This is a genomic window from Micromonospora sp. CPCC 205739 (genome assembly GCF_036906795.1).
In the GTDB taxonomy this organism is placed as follows: Bacteria; Actinomycetota; Actinomycetes; order Mycobacteriales; family Micromonosporaceae; genus Micromonospora.
Window position 1 is genome coordinate 20,297 of record NZ_JBAKHS010000002.1, and the last position, 17,267, is coordinate 37,563.

The window sequence follows — 17,267 nt, forward strand, 5'->3', positions numbered from 1 at the left end:
ACGCCGACGAGTGACCTGCCCGGAGCTGCGGTGCGGGGCAACATTAACAAACTTCTATCCGGACGGCTACATCTTTCGTTCATGGATACAAAAGTTCGATAATGCCAAGCGGAAGTTCAGTGGCATTCGTCCACATGTCGCCCGTCCGCAGTGGAGCGTCGACGGGCATCGACGGTTTCGAGGGGCCCGCTGCCCGCCCGCCGGGTCGTAGGGTGTCGGCATGGCGCACGAGGTATGGGCCGACGGTGCGGCGTACGAGGCGTACGTGGGCCGGTGGAGTCGCCTCGTGGCGGCCGAGTTCCTGGACGGGCTGGACCAACCGCCCGGTCTGCGCTGGTTGGACGTGGGCTGTGGCACCGGCGCGCTGACCTCGACGGTGCTGGCCCGCACCGACCCGGCCCGGGTGGACGGCGTCGACCCCTCCGAGGGCTTCGTGGCGCACGCCCGTACCCGGGTCGCCGACCCGCGCGTGGTCTTCCATGTCGGCGACGCCCGCTCGCTGCCGCTGCCCGACGCCGCCGTCGACGTGGTCGTCAGCGGCCTGGCGCTGAACTTCGTACCCGATCCGGCGCGCGCCGTGGCCGAGTTCGCCCGCGTCCTCGCGCCGGGCGGCGTCGCCGCCGCCTACGTCTGGGACTACGCCGACGGCATGGCGATGATGCGGTACTTCTGGGACGCGGCGGCGGCGCACCACCCGGCCGCGGGAAAGCTGGACGAGGGCCGCCGCTACACGATGTGCCGGCCCGAGCCGCTGCGCGCGCTCTGGGCCGACGCCGGGCTGCGCGACGTGTCCGTGCGGCCCGTCGAGGTGCCCACGGTCTTCGCCGACTTCGCCGACTACTGGACGCCGTTCCTCGGTGGGCAGGGGTCCGCGCCCGGCTACGTCAGCTCCCTCGCGGAACCGGACCGGGCCGAGCTGCGCGAGCTGCTGCGCGCCCGGGTGCCGACCGAACCGGACGGGTCGATCCGGCTCACCGCCCGTGCCTGGGCCGTCCGGGGGACCGCGCCGGCCCGACCGTCGTGAGTACGAATGCTCATCCGCAGCCGGCCCGTGCGGGCGAGGATCGGGTGGTGAACAGCATGACGCGGGCCCTCGTCGCCGCTCTGGTGCTCGCCGTGGCGGCCGTCGCCACCTGGTGGGCCTGGCTGGGATGGGACACCGGCTACACCACCGACCCCGAGACCGGTGCCGTCAGCGGGCCGTACCAGCCGTGGCAGGTGGCCGGCTGCGTGCTCACCCTCGCCCTGATCGCCGCCGTCGCCGGCTGGCGGCTCCGCCCGTGGTTGGTCGCCCCGGTGCTGACCGTCGCCTTCACCGCCGCCTGGACGGTGCACGCGGCCTCGACCGACGACAGCGGGCTCTGGGCGGTGGGGGCGGGGCTGGTCCTGATCGGCACCGGGCTGGGGACGACGGTGGTGAGCACGGTCGCCCACCTGCTGCGGCGCCGGCGGGGCTGAGAGCCGGGACGCCGGAGGCGCGACCGGTCGTGGCCGGTGTCGCGCTGACCGGGTCGGCGTCGCTGTTCGCCTAGGATGGGGCTCATGAGCGCTGAGGCCGTCGGCATGCACATGCCCGCCGTCGTCACGCTCGACGACGTCGCGGCGATGAACGCCGCCGACCCCAACGGTCATCGCTACGAGACGAGCCCCGAGGGGGTCCTGTCGGTCATGCCGCCGCCCGACTCGGAACACGCGATGATCGCCAGCCGCCTCTTCGCCTGGTTGATCATGGCCGGGTGGCCCGCCGAGCAGGTGCTCCAGGCGGCCGGAGTGCGCATTCCCGGCCCGGACGGTGACGGCGGCCGGATCCCCGACCTGACCGTGTGGCGCAAGCCCCCGCCTCGCGGGGTCTGGTCGGCGGTGGCCGACGTCGCTCTGGTGATCGAGATCGTTTCGCCCGGGTCGGAGGCCATGGACTCCGTGACGAAGGTCCGGGAGTACGCCAGGGCGGGCATCCCGCAGTACTGGGTGGTGGACCGGGACGGCGGGCAGACCGTCACTCTGCACCGGCTCACCGGGCAGGGCGGGTACGAGGAGCGGGCGAGGATGCCGCTGGCCTGGCTGCTGCAGACCTCACCCGCCGACCACCTCGACTGAGCCGGCACCCGCACGCCCCCGGTCCGGGCGCAATCGCCCGCTCGGCCACCCCCGGCGACGGATAGCCGACAGGACGCCGTACCCCCTGCCGACGCATTGTTTATGCAGGTGGAGGGGCTGCGGGTGGCGGGCCGCATCCCATCCCTCCGGCCCGGCGGCGACAGCACGGTCGCTGCTGGACGCCGCCATCGCCGGGCCCGGCCCGGCCGCCGCGGCGGACACGGCCCGCGCCGGTCCGACCGCGCCCACGGCCACGTCGTGTCCCGGTCGACCCCCGTCCCGGGTGCCAGGGCCGGGTCAGCTCGTTACCGGACAAGGACGTCACCACCTCCGGTCGTCGCCGTCGGCAGCGCTCCGCCCGACCGGCGCAGCCCCGCGCGCCTCGACCGGGCGCACCGGCGAGAGCCGGGCGTACGAGCAAGAGAGGAGGGGGCGGACATGGCCGCTCCCACCGTCACCGCGAGCTTGAACGCCGCGACCTATTCGCCCGGCGACCAGATGACCCTCACGGTCACCTACAGCGACCCGGACACCAGGCCCCTCACCGTCACCGTGGTGGTGACCGACGCCCAGGGCAACAGCAGCGCCCCGGTGCGGGTCACCGCCGTCATCGACCCGCTCACCCTCACCGTCACCGACGACTCCGGGCGTACCTGGACCAGGGTGTCGGACAACGGGTCGGTGGCCGTCTACCGGGCGGTGGCGTGATGCCCCGGGTCACCGTGACCGTCCGCGACAACGGCGGGCGCACCGCCACCGCGACCGCCGACTACGTCCTCGCCCCGCCGGTCCTGGGCGGCTACTACCTTGCCGGCAACGCCGACCCGACGGCCGACATGGCCGGCGGCAACTTCCGCTCGCTGACCCAGTACCGCAGCTTGGCCGACGGGTTCACGTTCCCGGGCTACAACAAGCCCTGGCTGCTCAGCCTGGGCCGCAGCGGGTTCGCGATCAACATGGTGCTGGAGCTGAAGCACTACGGCGTGGCCACCATGGCGGCGCAGACCTTCACCGTCGACGGCGTCAGCCACACCGTCCCGGCGCCCGCGATGACCATCCAGCAGCGGCCCGGGACGACCTGGCCGAGGGCGTACGGGTACGGCCAGGTGCTCGCCGGGCTCTGCGACGGGCTCTTCGCCCGGGCGCTGTCGCAGTACCGGACGATGGGCTTCGGGGTGAATATCCAGCTCGCCTCCGAACTGGACACCGACCACGAGTTCGGCACCACGGAGTCCGGGGTGTCGTACGGCTGGGCGGAGTCGGACGCCCGCGCGGTGCAGGCGATGACCTACATCGTGAACTGGTTCCGGGCCCGCACGCTGCCCGCCGGCACCACCTTCTCGGTCGGCTCCGGCGGCTTCGACCGGGCCTGCTTCCGGCGCACCCACCCGGAGGCGTTGATGGCGAAGCTGGACTTCCTCCAGTGGAACGCCTACGCCACCGACCCGAGCCACACCGCGCTCGCCCGGTTCCGCCGCACCAAGGACTGGGCCGTGGCCGACCTCGGGCCGGTGGCGCTCTCCCGACCCGTGATCATCGCCGAGTGGGGGGTGCGGGCCGCCGAGATTCCCGACCAGGCGGCCTGGATCGCCACCGTGCCGGCGGCCGTCGCCCAGCTCAACGCCGAGCGCGGCCCGCGGATTGTTCGGACGAACTACTTCAACTCCAGCTGGGGCTCGCTCGCCCCGCGCACCAACGGGCTGGCGGCGCTGCGGGCGGCGTACGCGACCAGGCCGTACGTCTGAGGGCGGCCGGCGCCGTGATCCCGCCGGGGACCACCGACCCGGCCCGCTGACGCGAGGGGCGCCGGGACCGCCCGACGGCTCAGGCGCGCGGCGGTCGGCCGTCGAGTCGCTCGGCGTACGCGTCGCGCAGCTCCGCCCAGCCGAAGTCCTTCGCCTCCGCGCCCCGGATCGGGCCGACCGGGTCGCCGGCGAGCAGGTGGTCGGCGACGTCGAGGCAGAGGTGCCAGCCGGCGGCCACCATCGGCACCATGCCCCGCTCGCCGAGGGTGTGTCGCAGCAGCAGTCGGGTGCCGGTGCCGGACGGGGTCAGCTCCCAGCGGAGCAGGTCGTCGCCCCAGGTGTACTCGAGCAGGTGGGGCGGTTCGGCCCGGCGTACCGTCGCGGGGTGCGCCACGGCCGTCTCGCCGTCGACCAGGGTGAGCGTCGCGGCCCCCGGGGCGCCGAGGTCGCGGTCGGCCAGGAACGGCGCCCACTCACGCAGCCGGGCGGGGTCGGTCAGTGCCGCCCACACCTTCTCCGGCGCGTGCCGCAGCTCGCGGACGAAGAGCAGCGTCCACCGGTCGCCGGCGGGCTCGGCGGCGATCTCGGCCGGCGGGCCGGGGCGGTACGAGTCGCGGTGCATGGTCACTCCTTGTCGAGATGGCGCTCCAGGGCGTCCAGGTGGGCGGCCCACATTTCCCGGTACGGCGCGAGCCAGCCGTCCACCGCCCGGAACGCGCGTGGGTCGACGCGGTAGATGCGGTGCTGCGCCGCCGTGCGGCAGGTGACGAAACCGGTCTCGCGCAGCACCTTGAGGTGCTTGGAGACAGCCGGCTGGCTCATCCCCAGCGCGTCGACCAGCTCACCGACGCTGCACTCCGAGCGCCGCAGCGCGTCGAGGATCCGGCGGCGGGTCGGCTCGGCGAGCACGGCGAAGGCGTCGACGGACACCTCCGTAATATGCCCTGTCAGGTATATGCGTGTCAAGGCATGAAGGCGGGTCGCCGGGTGGGCCTGCCGACCGGGTACGGGGGCGACGGCACCGCCCGCTCCATATGCTCGGGACATGGAACTGCGGATCTTCACCGAACCCCAGCAGGGCGCCGGCTACGACCAGCTGCTCGCCGTGGCCCGCGCCGCGGAGGACGCCGGGTACGGCGCCTTCTTCCGCTCCGACCACTACCTGAAGATGGGCTCGGTGAGCGGGGACCCCGGCCCGACCGACGCCTGGACCACGCTGGCCGGCCTGGCCCGGGACACCTCCCGGATCCGGCTCGGCACGCTGATGACCGCGGCCACCTTCCGGCTGCCCGGCCCGCTCGCCATCACCGTCGCGCAGGTGGACCAGATGAGCGGCGGCCGGGTGGAGCTGGGCATCGGCACCGGCTGGTACGCCGAGGAGCACACCGCGTACGGCATCCCCTTTCCGACGCTGGGGGAGCGGTTCGCGCGGCTGGAGGAGCAGTTGGCGGTCATCACCGGGCTCTGGGAGACCCCGGTCGGCAAGACCTTCGACTTCCCGGGGACGTACTACCCGGTCACCGACTCGCCGGCGCTGCCCAAGCCGGTGCAGCAGCCGCGCCCGCCGATCCTGCTCGGCGGCATGGGGCCGAAGCGCACCCCGCGGCTGGCCGCCCGCTACGCCGACGAGTTCAACCTGCCCTTCGCCTCCGTCGACGACACCGTGGTGCAGATCGCCCGGGTCCGCGCGGCCTGCGCCGAGATCGGCCGGGACCCGGCCACCATGCGCTGGTCCAACGCCCTGGTGCTCTGCTGCGGGCGCGACGAGGCCGAGGTCGCCCGCCGGGCCGAGGCGATCGGCCGGGAACCCGCCGAACTGCGCGAGAACGGCCTCGCCGGCACGCCGGCCGAACTGGTCGACAAGATCGGCCGGTACGCCGAGGCCGGCAGCGAGCGGATCTACCTCCAGGTGCTGGACCTCAGCGACCTGGACCACCTGGAGCTGGTCGCCGCCGAGGTGATGCCGCAGCTCTGAGGGGGCCCGGGTCAGCGCACCCGCGTGCCGCCGGGCTCGCGCAGCACGGTGTCCAGCCGGCCGTCCCGGTCGCTGTCCAGGTAGGTGATGTCCGGGACGCCGTCACCGTCCAGGTCGAACTGGACCACGTCGGCGATCCCGTCGCCGTCCAGGTCGGTGACCACCTGGGTCGACCCGTCCACGTGGTGGGTGACGATCGAGACCGCACCCGGTCCGGCCGCACGCGGCGGCGGGCCGGGGGTCGGCGGCGTGGGCTCCGGCTCGGGCGTGGGCGGCGGCACCGGCCCGGTCGGACCCGGGGTCGTCGCCGTCGGCGCGCTCATCGGCTCCAGGCCCACGCCCGTCGGGTCGATCTCCTCCTCGGACGGGTAGACGTCGCCGTGCAGGGTCGGGTCGCGGTAGCTGCTCATCCACCCATTGTTCCCATGGACGCCGCCGACACGCGTGCCGGATGATGCACTCCGATGTGATCGTGGACGGGGGTACGACGTGGAACTGCACCGCAGGACGGGCCGGCTGCTGCTGCCGGCGATCTGCATCCTGGCCGGGGCGGTGCTGCTGACCGTCGGTGACGGCGGTGGGCTGCTGCGGACTCTGGTGGCCGTCGGTGGGATCGCGCTCGGCGGCGTGGTGCTGGTCGGCGCGCTGCGGCCGTTCCGGTTCGTCGTCGACGACGACGGGCTGACCGTCCGGCGTCCGGGCCTGCGCCGGACCGTCCGCTGGCCGGAGTTGGCCGCGGTGGTGCTCGACCAGCCGGCGCCCCGCTCGGGCGTACCGGCCGCGCCGCGGCTGCTCGCCGTGCCGGCCACCGGTACGGACCTGGGCACGCTGGATGCCCGGCACCCGCTCGACGAGCGTCCGGCGGTCGTCCTGCTCGACCTCGCCGGGATCCGGGAGTCGTCGGCGGAGATCGCGGCAGCGCTGGCCCGGTACGCCGGAGACCGCTTCCTCGACGCCCGCGCGCTGCACGCCGGCGCGTTCCCCGACCCCGACTTCGCCGTCGGCCTGCGCGGCTACCGGGTCGACGTGGTCGACGCGCTGATCCGGCAGGGGCAGGCGGCGCTCGCCTCGGGCGACCCGGCGCGGCGCCGGGCGGCCGGGTCCGAGATCGCCCGGGCCCGGCAGGCCGGTCTGCCGGTCGACCTGCGTGGTTACAGCACGCTGCAGGTGGACGAGGCGCTGGACGCCCTCGGCCTGGCGCTGGCCGACGAGGCCGCCGACCGGGACGCCTCGTGACGGAGGCACCCTGCCGCAACTGGGCCGGCAACGTCGCGTACGCCGCCCGCCGCTTCCACCGGCCGTCCAGCCTGGACGAGCTGCGCCGGCTGGTGGCCGGCAGCGAGCGGATCCGGGCGGTCGGCACCGGGCACTCCTTCAACCGGCTCGGCGACACCACCGGCGACCTGGTCTCGCTGGCCGGCCTGCCGCCCACCGTCGAGGTGGACCGGGAGCGCGGCACGGTCACCGTCGCCGCCGCCCTGCGGTACGGGGACGTGGCGACCCGGCTGCACGCCGAAGGGCTGGCGCTGGGCAACCTGGCCTCCCTGCCGCACATCGCGGTGGCCGGTTCGGTGGCCACCGGCACCCACGGCTCCGGCGACGGCCACCGCAACCTGGCCGCCGCGGTGGCCGCGCTGGAACTGGTCACCGCCGACGGTGACCTGCTCACCGTGAGCCGGGCCGACGGCGACCGGTTCGCCGGCATGGTGGTGTCGCTCGGCGCGCTCGGCGTCGTCACCCGGGTCACCCTGGACGTGGTGCCGACCTTCACGATCCGCCAGTACGTCCGTCACGACCTGCCCGTCGACCGGCTCGACGCGGCGTTCGCCTCGGCGTACAGCGTCAGCGGGTTCACCTCCTGGCGGTCGTCCGGGATCGACCAGGTCTGGCGCAAGCAGCTCGCCGACCAGCCGCCGCCCCCGGCGGACTGGCTCGGCACCACCGCCGCCGACGCCCCGCAGCACCCGGTGCCCGGGATGGACCCGGTGCACTGCACCGCCCAGCTCGGCGAGCCCGGCCCGTGGTACGAGCGGCTGCCGCACTTCCGGTTCGGCTTCACCCCGAGCAGCGGCGACGAACTCCAGTCCGAGTACCACCTGCCCCGGGCCGCGGCGGCCGGGGCGCTGGCCGCGCTGGACGGAATGCGGGACCGGATCGCCGCCGTGCTCCAGGTCTGCGAGCTGCGTACGGTCGCCGCCGACGACCTCTGGCTCAGCCCCAACCAGGGGCGCGACAGCCTGGCCGTCCACTTCACCTGGGTCGCCGACCCGGCGGCGGTGCTGCCGGTGGTGGCCGAGGTGGAGCAGCGGCTGGCCCCCTTCGCGCCCCGCCCGCACTGGGGCAAGGTGTTCACCCTCGACCCGTCCTCCGTCGCCGCCGCGTTCCCCCGGTACGCCGACTTCGCGGCCCTGCTGGCGGAGCTGGACCCGGGCGGGAAGTTCCGCACCGACCTGCTCGACCGCTACTTTCCGCGCTGACCCCGCTGGCGCCGAGCCGGTGCGCTGCCCGCCGGGCCGCGCGGTCGGGGCCGACCCGGCGGACGACCGACCCGACCGGAGCGGGCACCGGATGTCGGGTCGGGCGCCCACCCGTCGGCCTAGCGTCGGGGCATCGGGAAGGAGACCGGGTGCTGGAGCGACTGAACGAGGCGATGGCCCACATCGAGCGGCACCTCGACCAGCGGATCGAGGTGGCCGACCTGGCGCGGATCGCGCTCACGTCGGAGTACCACCTGCGGCGGATGTTCTCCGCGCTGGCCGGGATGCCGCTGTCCGAGTACGTCCGCCGCCGGCGGCTCACGGTGGCGGCGGCCGAGGTGACGGCCGGCGAGCGGACGTTGCTCGACATCGCGGTCCGCTACGGGTACGGCTCGACCGAGGCGTTCACCCGGGCGTTCCGCGCGCTGCACGGCGTCGGGCCCGGCGAGGCCCGGCGGACCGGCGCGGCGCTGCGCTCGCAGCAGCGGTTGTCCTTCCGCCTCGTCGTCGAAGGGAGTGGCAGCATGCGCTATCGCGTGGTGGAGAAGCCGGAGTTCCGGCTGGTGGGTCGGCGGGCCCGGGTGCCCCTGGTGCACCAGGGGATGAACCCGGCGATCGTGGAGTTCATCCGGGGCATCCCGAAGGAGACCGTGGCCCGGATCGCGGCCCTGTCGGACCAGGAGCCGGCGGGGATCGTCAACGTCAGCGACAAGGTGGCCGACGACCGGGCCGAGGGCACCGAGCTGGATTACTGGCACGGGGTGGTCACCGGCGCGGACGCCCCGGCCGACCTGGACGCGACGACCGTGCCGGCGGGGACGTGGGCGGTCTTCGAGACCTCCGGCGAGTTCCCGGCCGCGGTGCAGGAGCTGTGGCGCGACGTGTTCACCCAGTGGTTCCCGTCGAACGCGTACCGCAGCCGGCCCGGGCCGGAGATCTCCCGGAACCGGATCTCGGCGGACGGCAGGCAGGTGGACGCCGAGCTGTGGATTCCGGTGGAGCGGGCGGGGGCCTAGTGCCGGCTGCCGGCCATCTGGTCGCGCAGGCTGCCGCGCTGCACCGCGCGGCTGATGTCGCTGGGCGAGACGATGCCGACCAGCCGCTGGTCGGTGACCACCAGCGCGCGGCCGTCGGCGCACTCGCTGAGCCGGGGGAGCAGGTCGTTGAGCTGCTCCTCCGGCCGGGCGAGCACCAGGTCGTCGGCCCGGCAGGAGACCTCGGCCAGCGTGGTGCTGCCCCGCCGGTCGGCCGGAATGCCGCGTACCCGGTCGAGGGTGACCAGGCCGACCGGCCGGCCGTCCTCGGTCAGCGGCAGCGTCGAATGCCGGTACGCGAACAGGTAGTGGTCCACGAAGTCGGCCACCGTCATCTCCGCCGAGGCGGTCTGCGGCTGCGGCGTCATCACGTCGCTCACCCGGACCCCGTGCAGGGCGCTGCCCATCCGGGCCTGGCGTTCCTCCATGCCGGCCGCGCCGATCAGGAACCAGCCGATCAGCGCCAGCCAGAGCCCGCCCACCCCGAAACCGGTCGGGAACTGGATCAGCCCGAGGCCGATCAGCAGCGCCCCGAGGACCCAGCCGGCCCGGGCGGCCACCACGGAGGCCTTCGTCCGGTCGCCGGTGGCCTTCCAGACCGCCGCGCGCAGCAGCCGCCCGCCGTCCAGCGGCGCGGCCGGCAGCACGTTGAAGATCGCCAGCAGGACGTTGATGCCGGCCAGCCAGGCCAGCGAGCCGAGCAGCAGGCCGGTCTGCCCGGCCAGCGCGAGCACCATCGCGATGGCGCCGAAGAAGAGCCCGATCAGCAGGCTGACCAGCGGCCCGACCCCGGCGATGCGCAGCTCCGCCCCCGGGTTCTTCGCCTCGCCGCGCAGCTCGGCGACGCCGCCGAAGAGCCACAGCGTGATCCCCTCGACGTGCAGGCCGTTGCGCTTGGCGACGACCGCGTGGGAGACCTCGTGGGCGAGCAGGCCGAGGAAGAAGACCACCGCGGCGGCCAGCCCGGCCAGGACGTACGCGGCCGTGGAACGGCCCGGGTACGCCTCGGGGAACTGGTTGGCCGACAGCCCCCAGGCGATCAGCAGGAAGATGACCAGGACGCTCCAGTTGACCCCGACGGGTACCCCCGCGATCCGGCCAAGCCGGAAGCTCGCCCTCATGGCTGCGTCATACCCCGCCGACGCCGTCCCATGCCCGGGTCACCAGCGGGGCGTGTCGCCGACGATCGCCGGTGAGCGGGTCGTGGCCATCTCCACCGCCCAGTCCAGCGCGCGGTCGGCCACCTTCTCCCAGCCCGGCTCGCCGACGGTGAAGTGCGACCGCCCGGGGAACTCCTGGTAGTCGGTGACCGCCCGGGACCTGCGGTAGAGCGTGGCGTTCGACTTGACCAGGGCCGGCGGCGACACGTGGTCCTCGCCGCCGGCGATCAGCAGCAGCGGCGCCCGGTCGTCCCGGCTGTTGTCCACCCGCGCGGCGGAGTGGGGGTCGAGGTTGGCGAACGCCCCCTCGAAGAGCACGTGCCCGGCCGCCGGCACGGCGTACCGCTGCCAGGCCCGGTCGGACTCCTCCCGGGTGAGGGTGTTGCCGAAGGCGTACCGGAACTCGTCGGGCGTGATCGGCACGGCCTTGTGCCGGTTGGCGGGGCTGCGCAGCACCGGGTACGCCGACCGCAGGGTGCTCACCGGCAGCCGGACCACGCCCTTGGGCGCCGTCGGGGCGATCGCCACCCCGGCCGCGCCGAGCCCCCGGTCGAGCAGCACCTGGGCGACCAGCCCGCCGAACGAATGCCCCATGATCAGTGGCGGGTTCGGCAGCTCCCGGACCAGCGCCGCGTGGTGGTCGACGACCTGACCCAGGGTCAGCCCGGCGATCGGGGCGGGATCGTCGCGCAGCGCCTGCACCTCCGCCTCCATCCCCGGCCAGGCGGGGGTGAGCACGCGGAATCCGAGGGAGCGGTAGCGCCCCGCCCAGCGTTCCCAACTGCGCGACGTCATCCAGAGGCCGTGGATCAGCACGATCGTGTCGACCCGTCCGGTCGGCGCGGTGCCCATTGGCGTACCTCCCCGGCTGCCGGTGTGTGCGGACCCGGCGGCATACCCGCCAGACGCCACCGGAACCGGCGAGGCTCACATCTGCGCGTTCCGCGGGGGCCATCACGGGTCACGCCCCGGCGCCGCGGGTTGCGCCCGCGGGTGGTCAGGCGGTGGGTGGTGGGGTGGGCAGCGCGTCGACCACCACGAACGGCGTACCGGGGGGCACCTCGGCGAGCAGTTCCCGCTGGGCGCTGCGGGTCAGCCGGATGCAGCCGTTGGTGACGTCCTGGCCGAGCGTGTCGTCGTTGTGCCAGCTGTGCAGGCCGATGTGCGCGCCGCGCAGGCCCGGAGGCACCGCGTCGGGGTCGTCGGGGATCGAGCCGAGGGCGAAGATGTCGACGCCGCCGTACACCGCCTCGGGCGGCGGGGTGCGGCCGAGGACGAAGGTCCGGCCGAGCGGGGTGGACTGACCCGGCATGCCGAGGCTGACCGGCCAGGACTTGGTGGCCTGGCCGTGCCGGTACCAGGTCAGCCGGTGCGCCCGGCGCTCCACCACGATCTGGTCGCGCAGTACGACGGTGCTCCAGCCGCCCTCCGGCAGCCAGGCGATCCGCCGGTTCGCCGACGGCAGCAGCACCGCCGTCCAGCCCGTCCGGCGCTGCACCACCGGCATCGTCACCTCCACGCCGCTGATGGTCGGGGCGAGCAGGGCCAGCGGGCGTCCGCCCGGGGCGTCGTACGCGGCGATCCGCCTCGTCGGCGTCAGCCCCTCGGTCAGCGGCGTGGTGTCGTGCGGGCGCGGGTCGGAGGGGAAGCCGGCGGGCGCCGGGTCGTAGTCGACCACCGGGAGGCCGGCCGGGGCGGGTGCCGCGACGGGTACCGTCTCCTCGGGCGTCGGCTCGACGGTGGGCTCGGCGGTGGGGCCGGCCGGCAGGGCGCGGCTCGGCGTGGGCGTTCCGTCGTGGTGCAGCGCCGAGTTGACCAGCAGCGCGAGCGCGAGCAGCGCCGGTACGCCGAACGCGGCGCCCAGCCACGCGAGGCCGAAGCGGGATGTCAATCGGTCAAAGAGCACGAAATCACTCTAAGCGACATAAAGGGCGAAGGGCTCCCGCCCGGCGGAAAATGCGCCGGACGGGAGCCCTCCCGGGAGCGGTCAGGACAGCTTGGCGCCGACGTGGATGGCGATCGCGTCGTGGGCCGGGACGTTGGCCGCGAACCAGCCGTTGGAGTCGACCGTGATCACCGGTCCGGAGCACGAGCCGTTGGCGAAGTCGCCGTGGATCACGTCGCAGTACCGGCCGGCGGGCAGCCCGGTGTAGTAGGACCGGCCGTTGATCGCCGAGCCCTCGTCGTTGATGGTCAGGTACCCCTTGCCGGCCCGGCTGAAGGCGATGTGCTGGTAGCCGTTGTCGTACCAGTTGGCGACGGCGGTGCCCTGGGTGGCGTTGTGGAAGCCGACCATGTTGGCGACGACCCGCCAGCGGTGCTCGCACTGCCAGCCGGAGTAGCAGGTGGTGTTCAAGGTCTTGTTGCCGGCGTCCGAGGGCGGGCCCTGGTCGCGGGAGCTGAAGGTGTAGCTGGACATCACCGTCGGGGCGCCGTACGGCCAGGCCAGCATGAACGCGTTGGCCAGCGCGTAGGCGGCCCCGTTGCGGTAGGTCAGCACGTTGCCGTCGCGCTGGGTGTCGTGGTTGTCGACGAACACCCCGGCCGAGCCGCTGGGCAGGTAGCCCCACGCCTCGCCGAAGTTGCGCAGGTACGCCAGCCGCTCGTTGTTGAACATCCGGGCCAGGTCCTTGCCGTACCGGAACTCGTGCACGTCGCCGTTGCCGGTGTACTCACCCGGGCCGATCGGCTCACCGGCGCCGTAGATGACCTCCTGCACCAGGTACGTCGAGCGGGAGAGCTTGCCCTTGATGGCGGCGATGTCTGCGGCCGGCATGTGCTTGCTGGCGTCCAGCCGGAAGCCGTCCACCCCGAGGGAGAGCAGGTCGTTGAGGTACGCCGCGATCTTCGACCGGACGTAGTCGGACTCGGTCTTCAGGTCGGAGAGGTTGACCAGCTCGCAGTTCTGCACCTCGTACCGGTCGTTGTAGTTGGCGATGTCGTCGCCGCCGTTGCGGCCGCAGTGGTGGAAGTCCTGGGTCTGGTAGATGCCCGGGTAGTCGTAGTGGCTGTAGGACGAGCCGGCCCAGCCGGTGCCGGGGGTGTCCTGGCCGGACATGTGGTTGATCACCGCGTCGACGATGACCTTCACCCCGGCGGCGTGGCAGGTGTTCACCATCGACTGGAACTGCGCCCGGGTGCCCTTGCGCGACTCGATCCGGTAGCTGACCGGCTGGTAGGCCAGCCACCACTGGTTGCCCCGTACGTGCTCCTGGGGCGGGGAGACCTGGACGTAGCCGTAGCCCTTGGGGCCCAGCACGTTGGTGCACTCGCTGGCCACCGACGGCCAGTTCCACTCGAAGAGCTGGACGATGACGTTCCGGGCGCCGGACGGTGCCGCGGCGGCCGGGGGTGCCGCCACGGTGGTGGGTACGAGCAGGCTGGCGATCACGCCGAGGGCGAGGACCGCCGCGCGGCATCGACGTCGATGCATCGGTACTCCCTGGGGGTCGGGGGACGGTGGCGACGCGGGGAGGGAGTTTCAGCTGACGGCTTCTTGCAGTCAGGCTGAAAATTTTCGGCAAGGTTACAAGCGTGTTGCAAATGCTGTCAATGGATGGAGATGCGTCGTTGCGCTGGGCGCTACACGCGTCCCGGGCCGCCCCGGTTCGACGGATCGCCGGAGAAATTCGCCACCCACACTGATCCGTACGGCCCGGACGTCCGTACTGGAGGAAGGAGCAGGTCGGCCGGTGGTGGTGCCGCCGTGAGTCGCGATCGAGGAGCAGATGGGCCGGGCAAAGCAGAACCAGAAGGTGACGACCGTCCGGACCACCACCACCAGCCGTGGGGTACGGACCACGTCGAAACCCGCGATGGCCCTGCTGATCGCGTCCGCGCTCGCCCTGGTGTGGGCCGGACTCGAACTCAGCGGCGCCGGCGGGGCGATGTACGCGTACGGCTTCTTCTTCACCGAGTTCTTCGCCGGGGTGGTGGCCCTGGTCGCGCTCAGCCTCACCGTGATGATGGGGCTGCTCGCCACCGACCGGCTGGTGCTGCAGATCCGGCACCGGGTGCTGCTGCAGTCCGCGCACCGGGCCACCGGCGTGCTCGGCGTGGCCGGGCTGGTCTTCCACGTCATCACCAAGATCGCCATCGGCCGGGCCGCACCGACCGACGCCATGGTGCCGTTCATCGGCGGGCGCGGGCTCTACGTCGGGCTCGGCACGGTGGCCGCGTTCCTCATGGTGAGCGTCTTCTGGACCGGCATCATCCGGGTCCGCTTCGCCGGCGTCGGCCCGAAGTGGTTCTGGCGGGCCCTGCACTCCATGGCGTACGTCTCCTGGCCGTTCGCGCTGGTCCACGGCCTCAACGCCGGCCGGGCGGCGGCGTCCTGGGTGACGCTGAGCTACCTCGCCTGCGTGCTGCTGGTGGTGGTGGCGCTGATGGTGCGGCTCTCCGTCTACCTCGGCAAGCGCAGCCGCGAGCAGCAACAGGCCGCCGCGATCAACAAGGCGATGGCCGTCACGGCGACCGAGGAGGGCAAGGGCCGGACCCGGCTCGCCGGGCTCGGGCGGCGCAAGGCCGAGGCGGAGGAGAAGGACACCCGGGGCGGGTGGGCCGAGGCCACCGCCACCGCGTCCTGGAGCGCGCCGACCGGCACCGCCCGACGCCGCGACCCCGAGCGGTTCACCGTGCCGGTGGTGCCCGAGCCCGGCACCCTGCGCGAGCCCGTCCGGGGCGGCCGGTCCCGCCGCGACGTCGAGGACGCGCCGCCGCGCCGCCGGGAGGACCTGGAGCCGGCCGCGCGCCGCGCGGAACCCGCCGAGCGGCGCCGGGACGCCGAGCGCACCCGCCGCCGGGACGAGGACGTGGCCCCGGTCTCCGGTGGCCGCCGCGCCCGGTACGACGAGGAGACCGCCCCGGTCTCGGGCGGTCGCCGCGCCCGCTACGAGGAGGACGTGGCGCCGGTCTCCACCGGCCGCCGTGCCCGGCGGGACGACGACGACCTCGCCGCGTCCTACTCCGCGCCGCCCCGCCGGCGCACCGAGGAGCCCGAGGAGCCGTGGGACAGCCCGCGCCGCTGGGAGAACTCGCTGCCGGTGTCGGCCGAGCCCATCTCCGCCACGCCGCGCAGCGGCGCCGGTCGGCACAGCGTCGAGGACGAGGTGCCGGAGGAGGCGGACTACTGGCGGCCGCCGGCCCGGTACGTCCCGGACGAGGTGCCGGTCGACGACACCCCCACCCTGGTCGACCTGGCCTCCCGTCGCGCCCGGAAGGCCACCGGCGACAGCCGTCGGCGCCGCCGGCGGGCCGAAGCGGACGCGGTGGACGGGGCGTACTGGGCCGGGCTGCGGGGTGAGGCGAAGTGATGCGGACCAAGGTGCCCCCGGTGGCCTGTGTCGGCGAGCCCCGGCTCACCGCCGGGTTCGCCGAGTTCGGCCGGCTCGACCTCGTCGCGCACGAGGAGGTGCACGGCCCGATCGGCCCGATGGAGCCGGCCAACCTGCTCCGGCTGGCCGAGAGCGTGCAGCTCAAGGGGAAGGGCGGGGCCGGTTTCCCGTTCGCCCGCAAGATCAAGGCGGTGCTGGAGTCCTGCGAGCGGCAGGACCTGCCCGCCGTGGTGGTGGTCAACGCCAGCGAGGGCGAGCCGGCGAGCTGGAAGGACAAGGTCCTGCTCACCCGGGCGCCGCACCTGATCCTCGACGGCGCCGCGCTGGCCGCGTACGCGCTGGACGCCGAGGAGATCGTGATCGGGGTGTCCGACCACGGCATCGGCCGCGACTCGCTCACCGAGGCTCTCCAGGAGCGCCGGATGCCGGTGCCGGCCAGCATCGTCACCGTGCCGCACCGGTTCATCTCCGGCGAGGGCGGCGCGCTGGTCAACGGGATCAACGGGCTGCCGCACATCCCGCCCGGCACCAAGAAGCGCTCCAGCGACTCCGGCGTGAACAACCTGCCCACCCTGCTCTCCAACGCCGAGACGTACGCGCAGCTGGCGGTCGCCGCCCGGCTCGGCCCGTACGAGTACGCGGCGCTCGGCACCGACGACGAGCCCGGCACCCTGCTGCTCACCGTGACTGGCGCGGCGAAGCGCCCCGCCGTGGTGGAGTGCGCCGCCGGCACGCCGCTGCGGGAGATCCTCGACCTGTGCGAGGTGCCGGACTCACCGGGCATCCTGATGGGCGGCTACCACGGCAAGTGGATCACCCAGGAGGCCGCGGACCGGGCGGAGGTGTCCCGCAAGGGGCTCACCGCGGTCGGCGGCACCCTCGGCGCCGGCATCATCGTGCCGCTGAGCAACGACACCTGCCCGCTCGGCGAGGCCGCGCAGGTGGTCCGCTACCTCGCCGGCGAGTCCGCCGGCCAGTGCGGCCCGTGCAAGATGGGGCTGCCCGACCTGGCCCGCGCCATCGACCTGGCGGTCTCCGGCAGCGCGCCGGTGGAGGTCGTCCGGGCCGCCGCCGGCGACGTCAAGGGGCGCGGCGCGTGCAGCCACCCCGACGGTACGGCCCGGTTCGCGCTGTCGGCGATGGAGGTCTTCGCCGAGGACCTGCGCCTGCACACCACCGGGGACGGCTGCGGCCGGCGGGTCAAGGGCGTGCTGGGGCTGCCCGGCGCGCCCGACGGCAACCCGCAGAAGCTCACCCTCGACTGGTCCCGCTGCGACGGGCACGGGCTCTGCGCGCACGTCGTGCCCGACTTCATCCGGCTGGACGCCAACGGATACCCCGCCTTCCCGTCCACCCCCGTGCCGACCTGGCTCAAGGAGGGCGCGCTCAAGGCGGTCAAGGTCTGCCCCGAGCTCGCGCTGCGGCTGGCCAAGGCCGAGTAGCAGC

Annotated in this window: 18 protein-coding genes; 11 read left to right on the forward strand and 7 right to left on the reverse strand. The window is 73.8% G+C overall.

Annotated elements, in window-relative coordinates; all coding sequences use genetic code 11:
• Nucleotides 1-220 precede the first annotated feature (220 nt).
• The 5 genes from V6U88_RS04025 (at nt 221) to V6U88_RS04045 (ending at nt 3,842) form a co-directional block, all read left to right on the forward strand.
• Nucleotides 221-1,024: a class I SAM-dependent methyltransferase gene (locus V6U88_RS04025; RefSeq protein ID WP_334449952.1), complete on the forward strand. Its 804-nt coding sequence runs from the start codon at nt 221-223 to the stop codon at nt 1,022-1,024.
• 56 nt (nt 1,025-1,080) lie between these two features.
• Nucleotides 1,081-1,458 (forward strand): hypothetical protein, encoded by a 378-nt coding sequence (locus V6U88_RS04030; RefSeq protein ID WP_334450583.1) that lies wholly within the window; start codon nt 1,081-1,083, stop codon nt 1,456-1,458.
• 84 nt (nt 1,459-1,542) lie between these two features.
• Nucleotides 1,543-2,097, forward strand: coding sequence for a Uma2 family endonuclease (locus V6U88_RS04035; protein WP_334449954.1), 555 nt, complete (start codon nt 1,543-1,545; stop codon nt 2,095-2,097).
• 438 nt (nt 2,098-2,535) lie between these two features.
• A complete protein-coding gene (locus tag V6U88_RS04040) occupies nt 2,536-2,805 on the forward strand; it encodes a hypothetical protein (RefSeq protein WP_334449956.1) in 270 nt (89 codons plus the stop codon).
• On the forward strand, nt 2,805-3,842 hold the full coding sequence (locus V6U88_RS04045; protein ID WP_334449958.1) for a hypothetical protein: 1,038 nt from the start codon (nt 2,805-2,807) through the stop codon (nt 3,840-3,842). The genes V6U88_RS04040 and V6U88_RS04045 overlap by 1 nt, the downstream gene beginning before the upstream one ends.
• Before the next feature lie 79 nt (nt 3,843-3,921).
• Here V6U88_RS04045 and V6U88_RS04050 read toward each other — a convergent pair whose 3' ends face one another.
• Nucleotides 3,922-4,464, reverse strand: a complete 543-nt coding sequence (locus tag V6U88_RS04050; RefSeq protein WP_334449959.1) for an SRPBCC family protein — start codon at nt 4,462-4,464, stop codon at nt 3,922-3,924.
• A gap of 2 nt (nt 4,465-4,466) precedes the next feature.
• A complete protein-coding gene (locus V6U88_RS04055) occupies nt 4,467-4,772 on the reverse strand; it encodes an ArsR/SmtB family transcription factor (protein WP_334449960.1) in 306 nt (101 codons plus the stop codon).
• Between the two features lie 115 nt (nt 4,773-4,887).
• On the opposite strand from V6U88_RS04055, the gene V6U88_RS04060 reads away from it, so the two are divergent.
• Complete coding sequence (locus V6U88_RS04060) at nt 4,888-5,817, forward strand: LLM class F420-dependent oxidoreductase (protein ID WP_334449961.1); 930 nt, start codon at nt 4,888-4,890, stop codon at nt 5,815-5,817.
• 11 nt (nt 5,818-5,828) lie between these two features.
• On the opposite strand, the gene V6U88_RS04065 is transcribed toward V6U88_RS04060, so the two are convergent.
• A complete protein-coding gene (locus tag V6U88_RS04065) occupies nt 5,829-6,227 on the reverse strand; it encodes a hypothetical protein (protein WP_334449963.1) in 399 nt (132 codons plus the stop codon).
• A gap of 79 nt (nt 6,228-6,306) precedes the next feature.
• On the opposite strand from V6U88_RS04065, the gene V6U88_RS04070 reads away from it, so the two are divergent.
• From V6U88_RS04070 to V6U88_RS04080, 3 genes are all read left to right on the forward strand, one after another.
• A complete protein-coding gene (locus tag V6U88_RS04070) occupies nt 6,307-7,053 on the forward strand; it encodes a hypothetical protein (RefSeq protein WP_334449964.1) in 747 nt (248 codons plus the stop codon).
• Nucleotides 7,050-8,294 carry an FAD-binding protein gene (locus tag V6U88_RS04075; RefSeq protein WP_334449965.1) on the forward strand — a complete coding sequence of 415 codons (1,245 nt, stop codon included), beginning with the start codon at nt 7,050-7,052 and terminating at the stop codon, nt 8,292-8,294. Before V6U88_RS04070 ends, V6U88_RS04075 begins: the two co-directional genes overlap by 4 nt.
• Before the next feature lie 149 nt (nt 8,295-8,443).
• The gene (locus V6U88_RS04080) at nt 8,444-9,310 is read left to right on the forward strand and encodes an AraC family transcriptional regulator (RefSeq protein ID WP_334449967.1); all 867 of its coding nucleotides are present in this window, start codon (nt 8,444-8,446) and stop codon (nt 9,308-9,310) included.
• Here the strand turns inward: V6U88_RS04080 and V6U88_RS04085 are convergent.
• The 4 genes from V6U88_RS04085 to V6U88_RS04100 form a co-directional block, all read right to left on the reverse strand.
• Entirely contained in the window at nt 9,307-10,449 is a 1,143-nt protein-coding gene (locus tag V6U88_RS04085) for a site-2 protease family protein (RefSeq protein WP_334449969.1), read from the reverse strand. The two genes, V6U88_RS04080 and V6U88_RS04085, sit on opposite strands and share 4 nt — an antisense overlap.
• A 39-nt stretch (nt 10,450-10,488) precedes the next feature.
• On the reverse strand, nt 10,489-11,340 hold the full coding sequence (locus V6U88_RS04090; protein ID WP_334449971.1) for an alpha/beta hydrolase: 852 nt from the start codon (nt 11,338-11,340) through the stop codon (nt 10,489-10,491).
• 145 nt (nt 11,341-11,485) lie between these two features.
• Nucleotides 11,486-12,394: a L,D-transpeptidase gene (locus V6U88_RS04095; protein ID WP_334449972.1), complete on the reverse strand. Its 909-nt coding sequence runs from the start codon at nt 12,392-12,394 to the stop codon at nt 11,486-11,488.
• A gap of 81 nt (nt 12,395-12,475) precedes the next feature.
• Nucleotides 12,476-13,921 (reverse strand): alpha-amylase, encoded by a 1,446-nt coding sequence (locus V6U88_RS04100; protein ID WP_334449973.1) that lies wholly within the window; start codon nt 13,919-13,921, stop codon nt 12,476-12,478.
• 322 nt (nt 13,922-14,243) lie between these two features.
• Between V6U88_RS04100 and V6U88_RS04105 the strand changes: the two genes are divergently transcribed.
• Together V6U88_RS04105 and V6U88_RS04110 are read left to right on the forward strand one after the other, a co-directional pair.
• Entirely contained in the window at nt 14,244-15,800 is a 1,557-nt protein-coding gene (locus tag V6U88_RS04105; RefSeq protein ID WP_334449974.1) for a hypothetical protein, read from the forward strand.
• Nucleotides 15,797-17,263: an NADH-ubiquinone oxidoreductase-F iron-sulfur binding region domain-containing protein gene (locus V6U88_RS04110; RefSeq protein WP_334449976.1), complete on the forward strand. Its 1,467-nt coding sequence runs from the start codon at nt 15,797-15,799 to the stop codon at nt 17,261-17,263. Before V6U88_RS04105 ends, V6U88_RS04110 begins: the two co-directional genes overlap by 4 nt.
• Nucleotides 17,264-17,267: the final 4 nt, after the last annotated feature.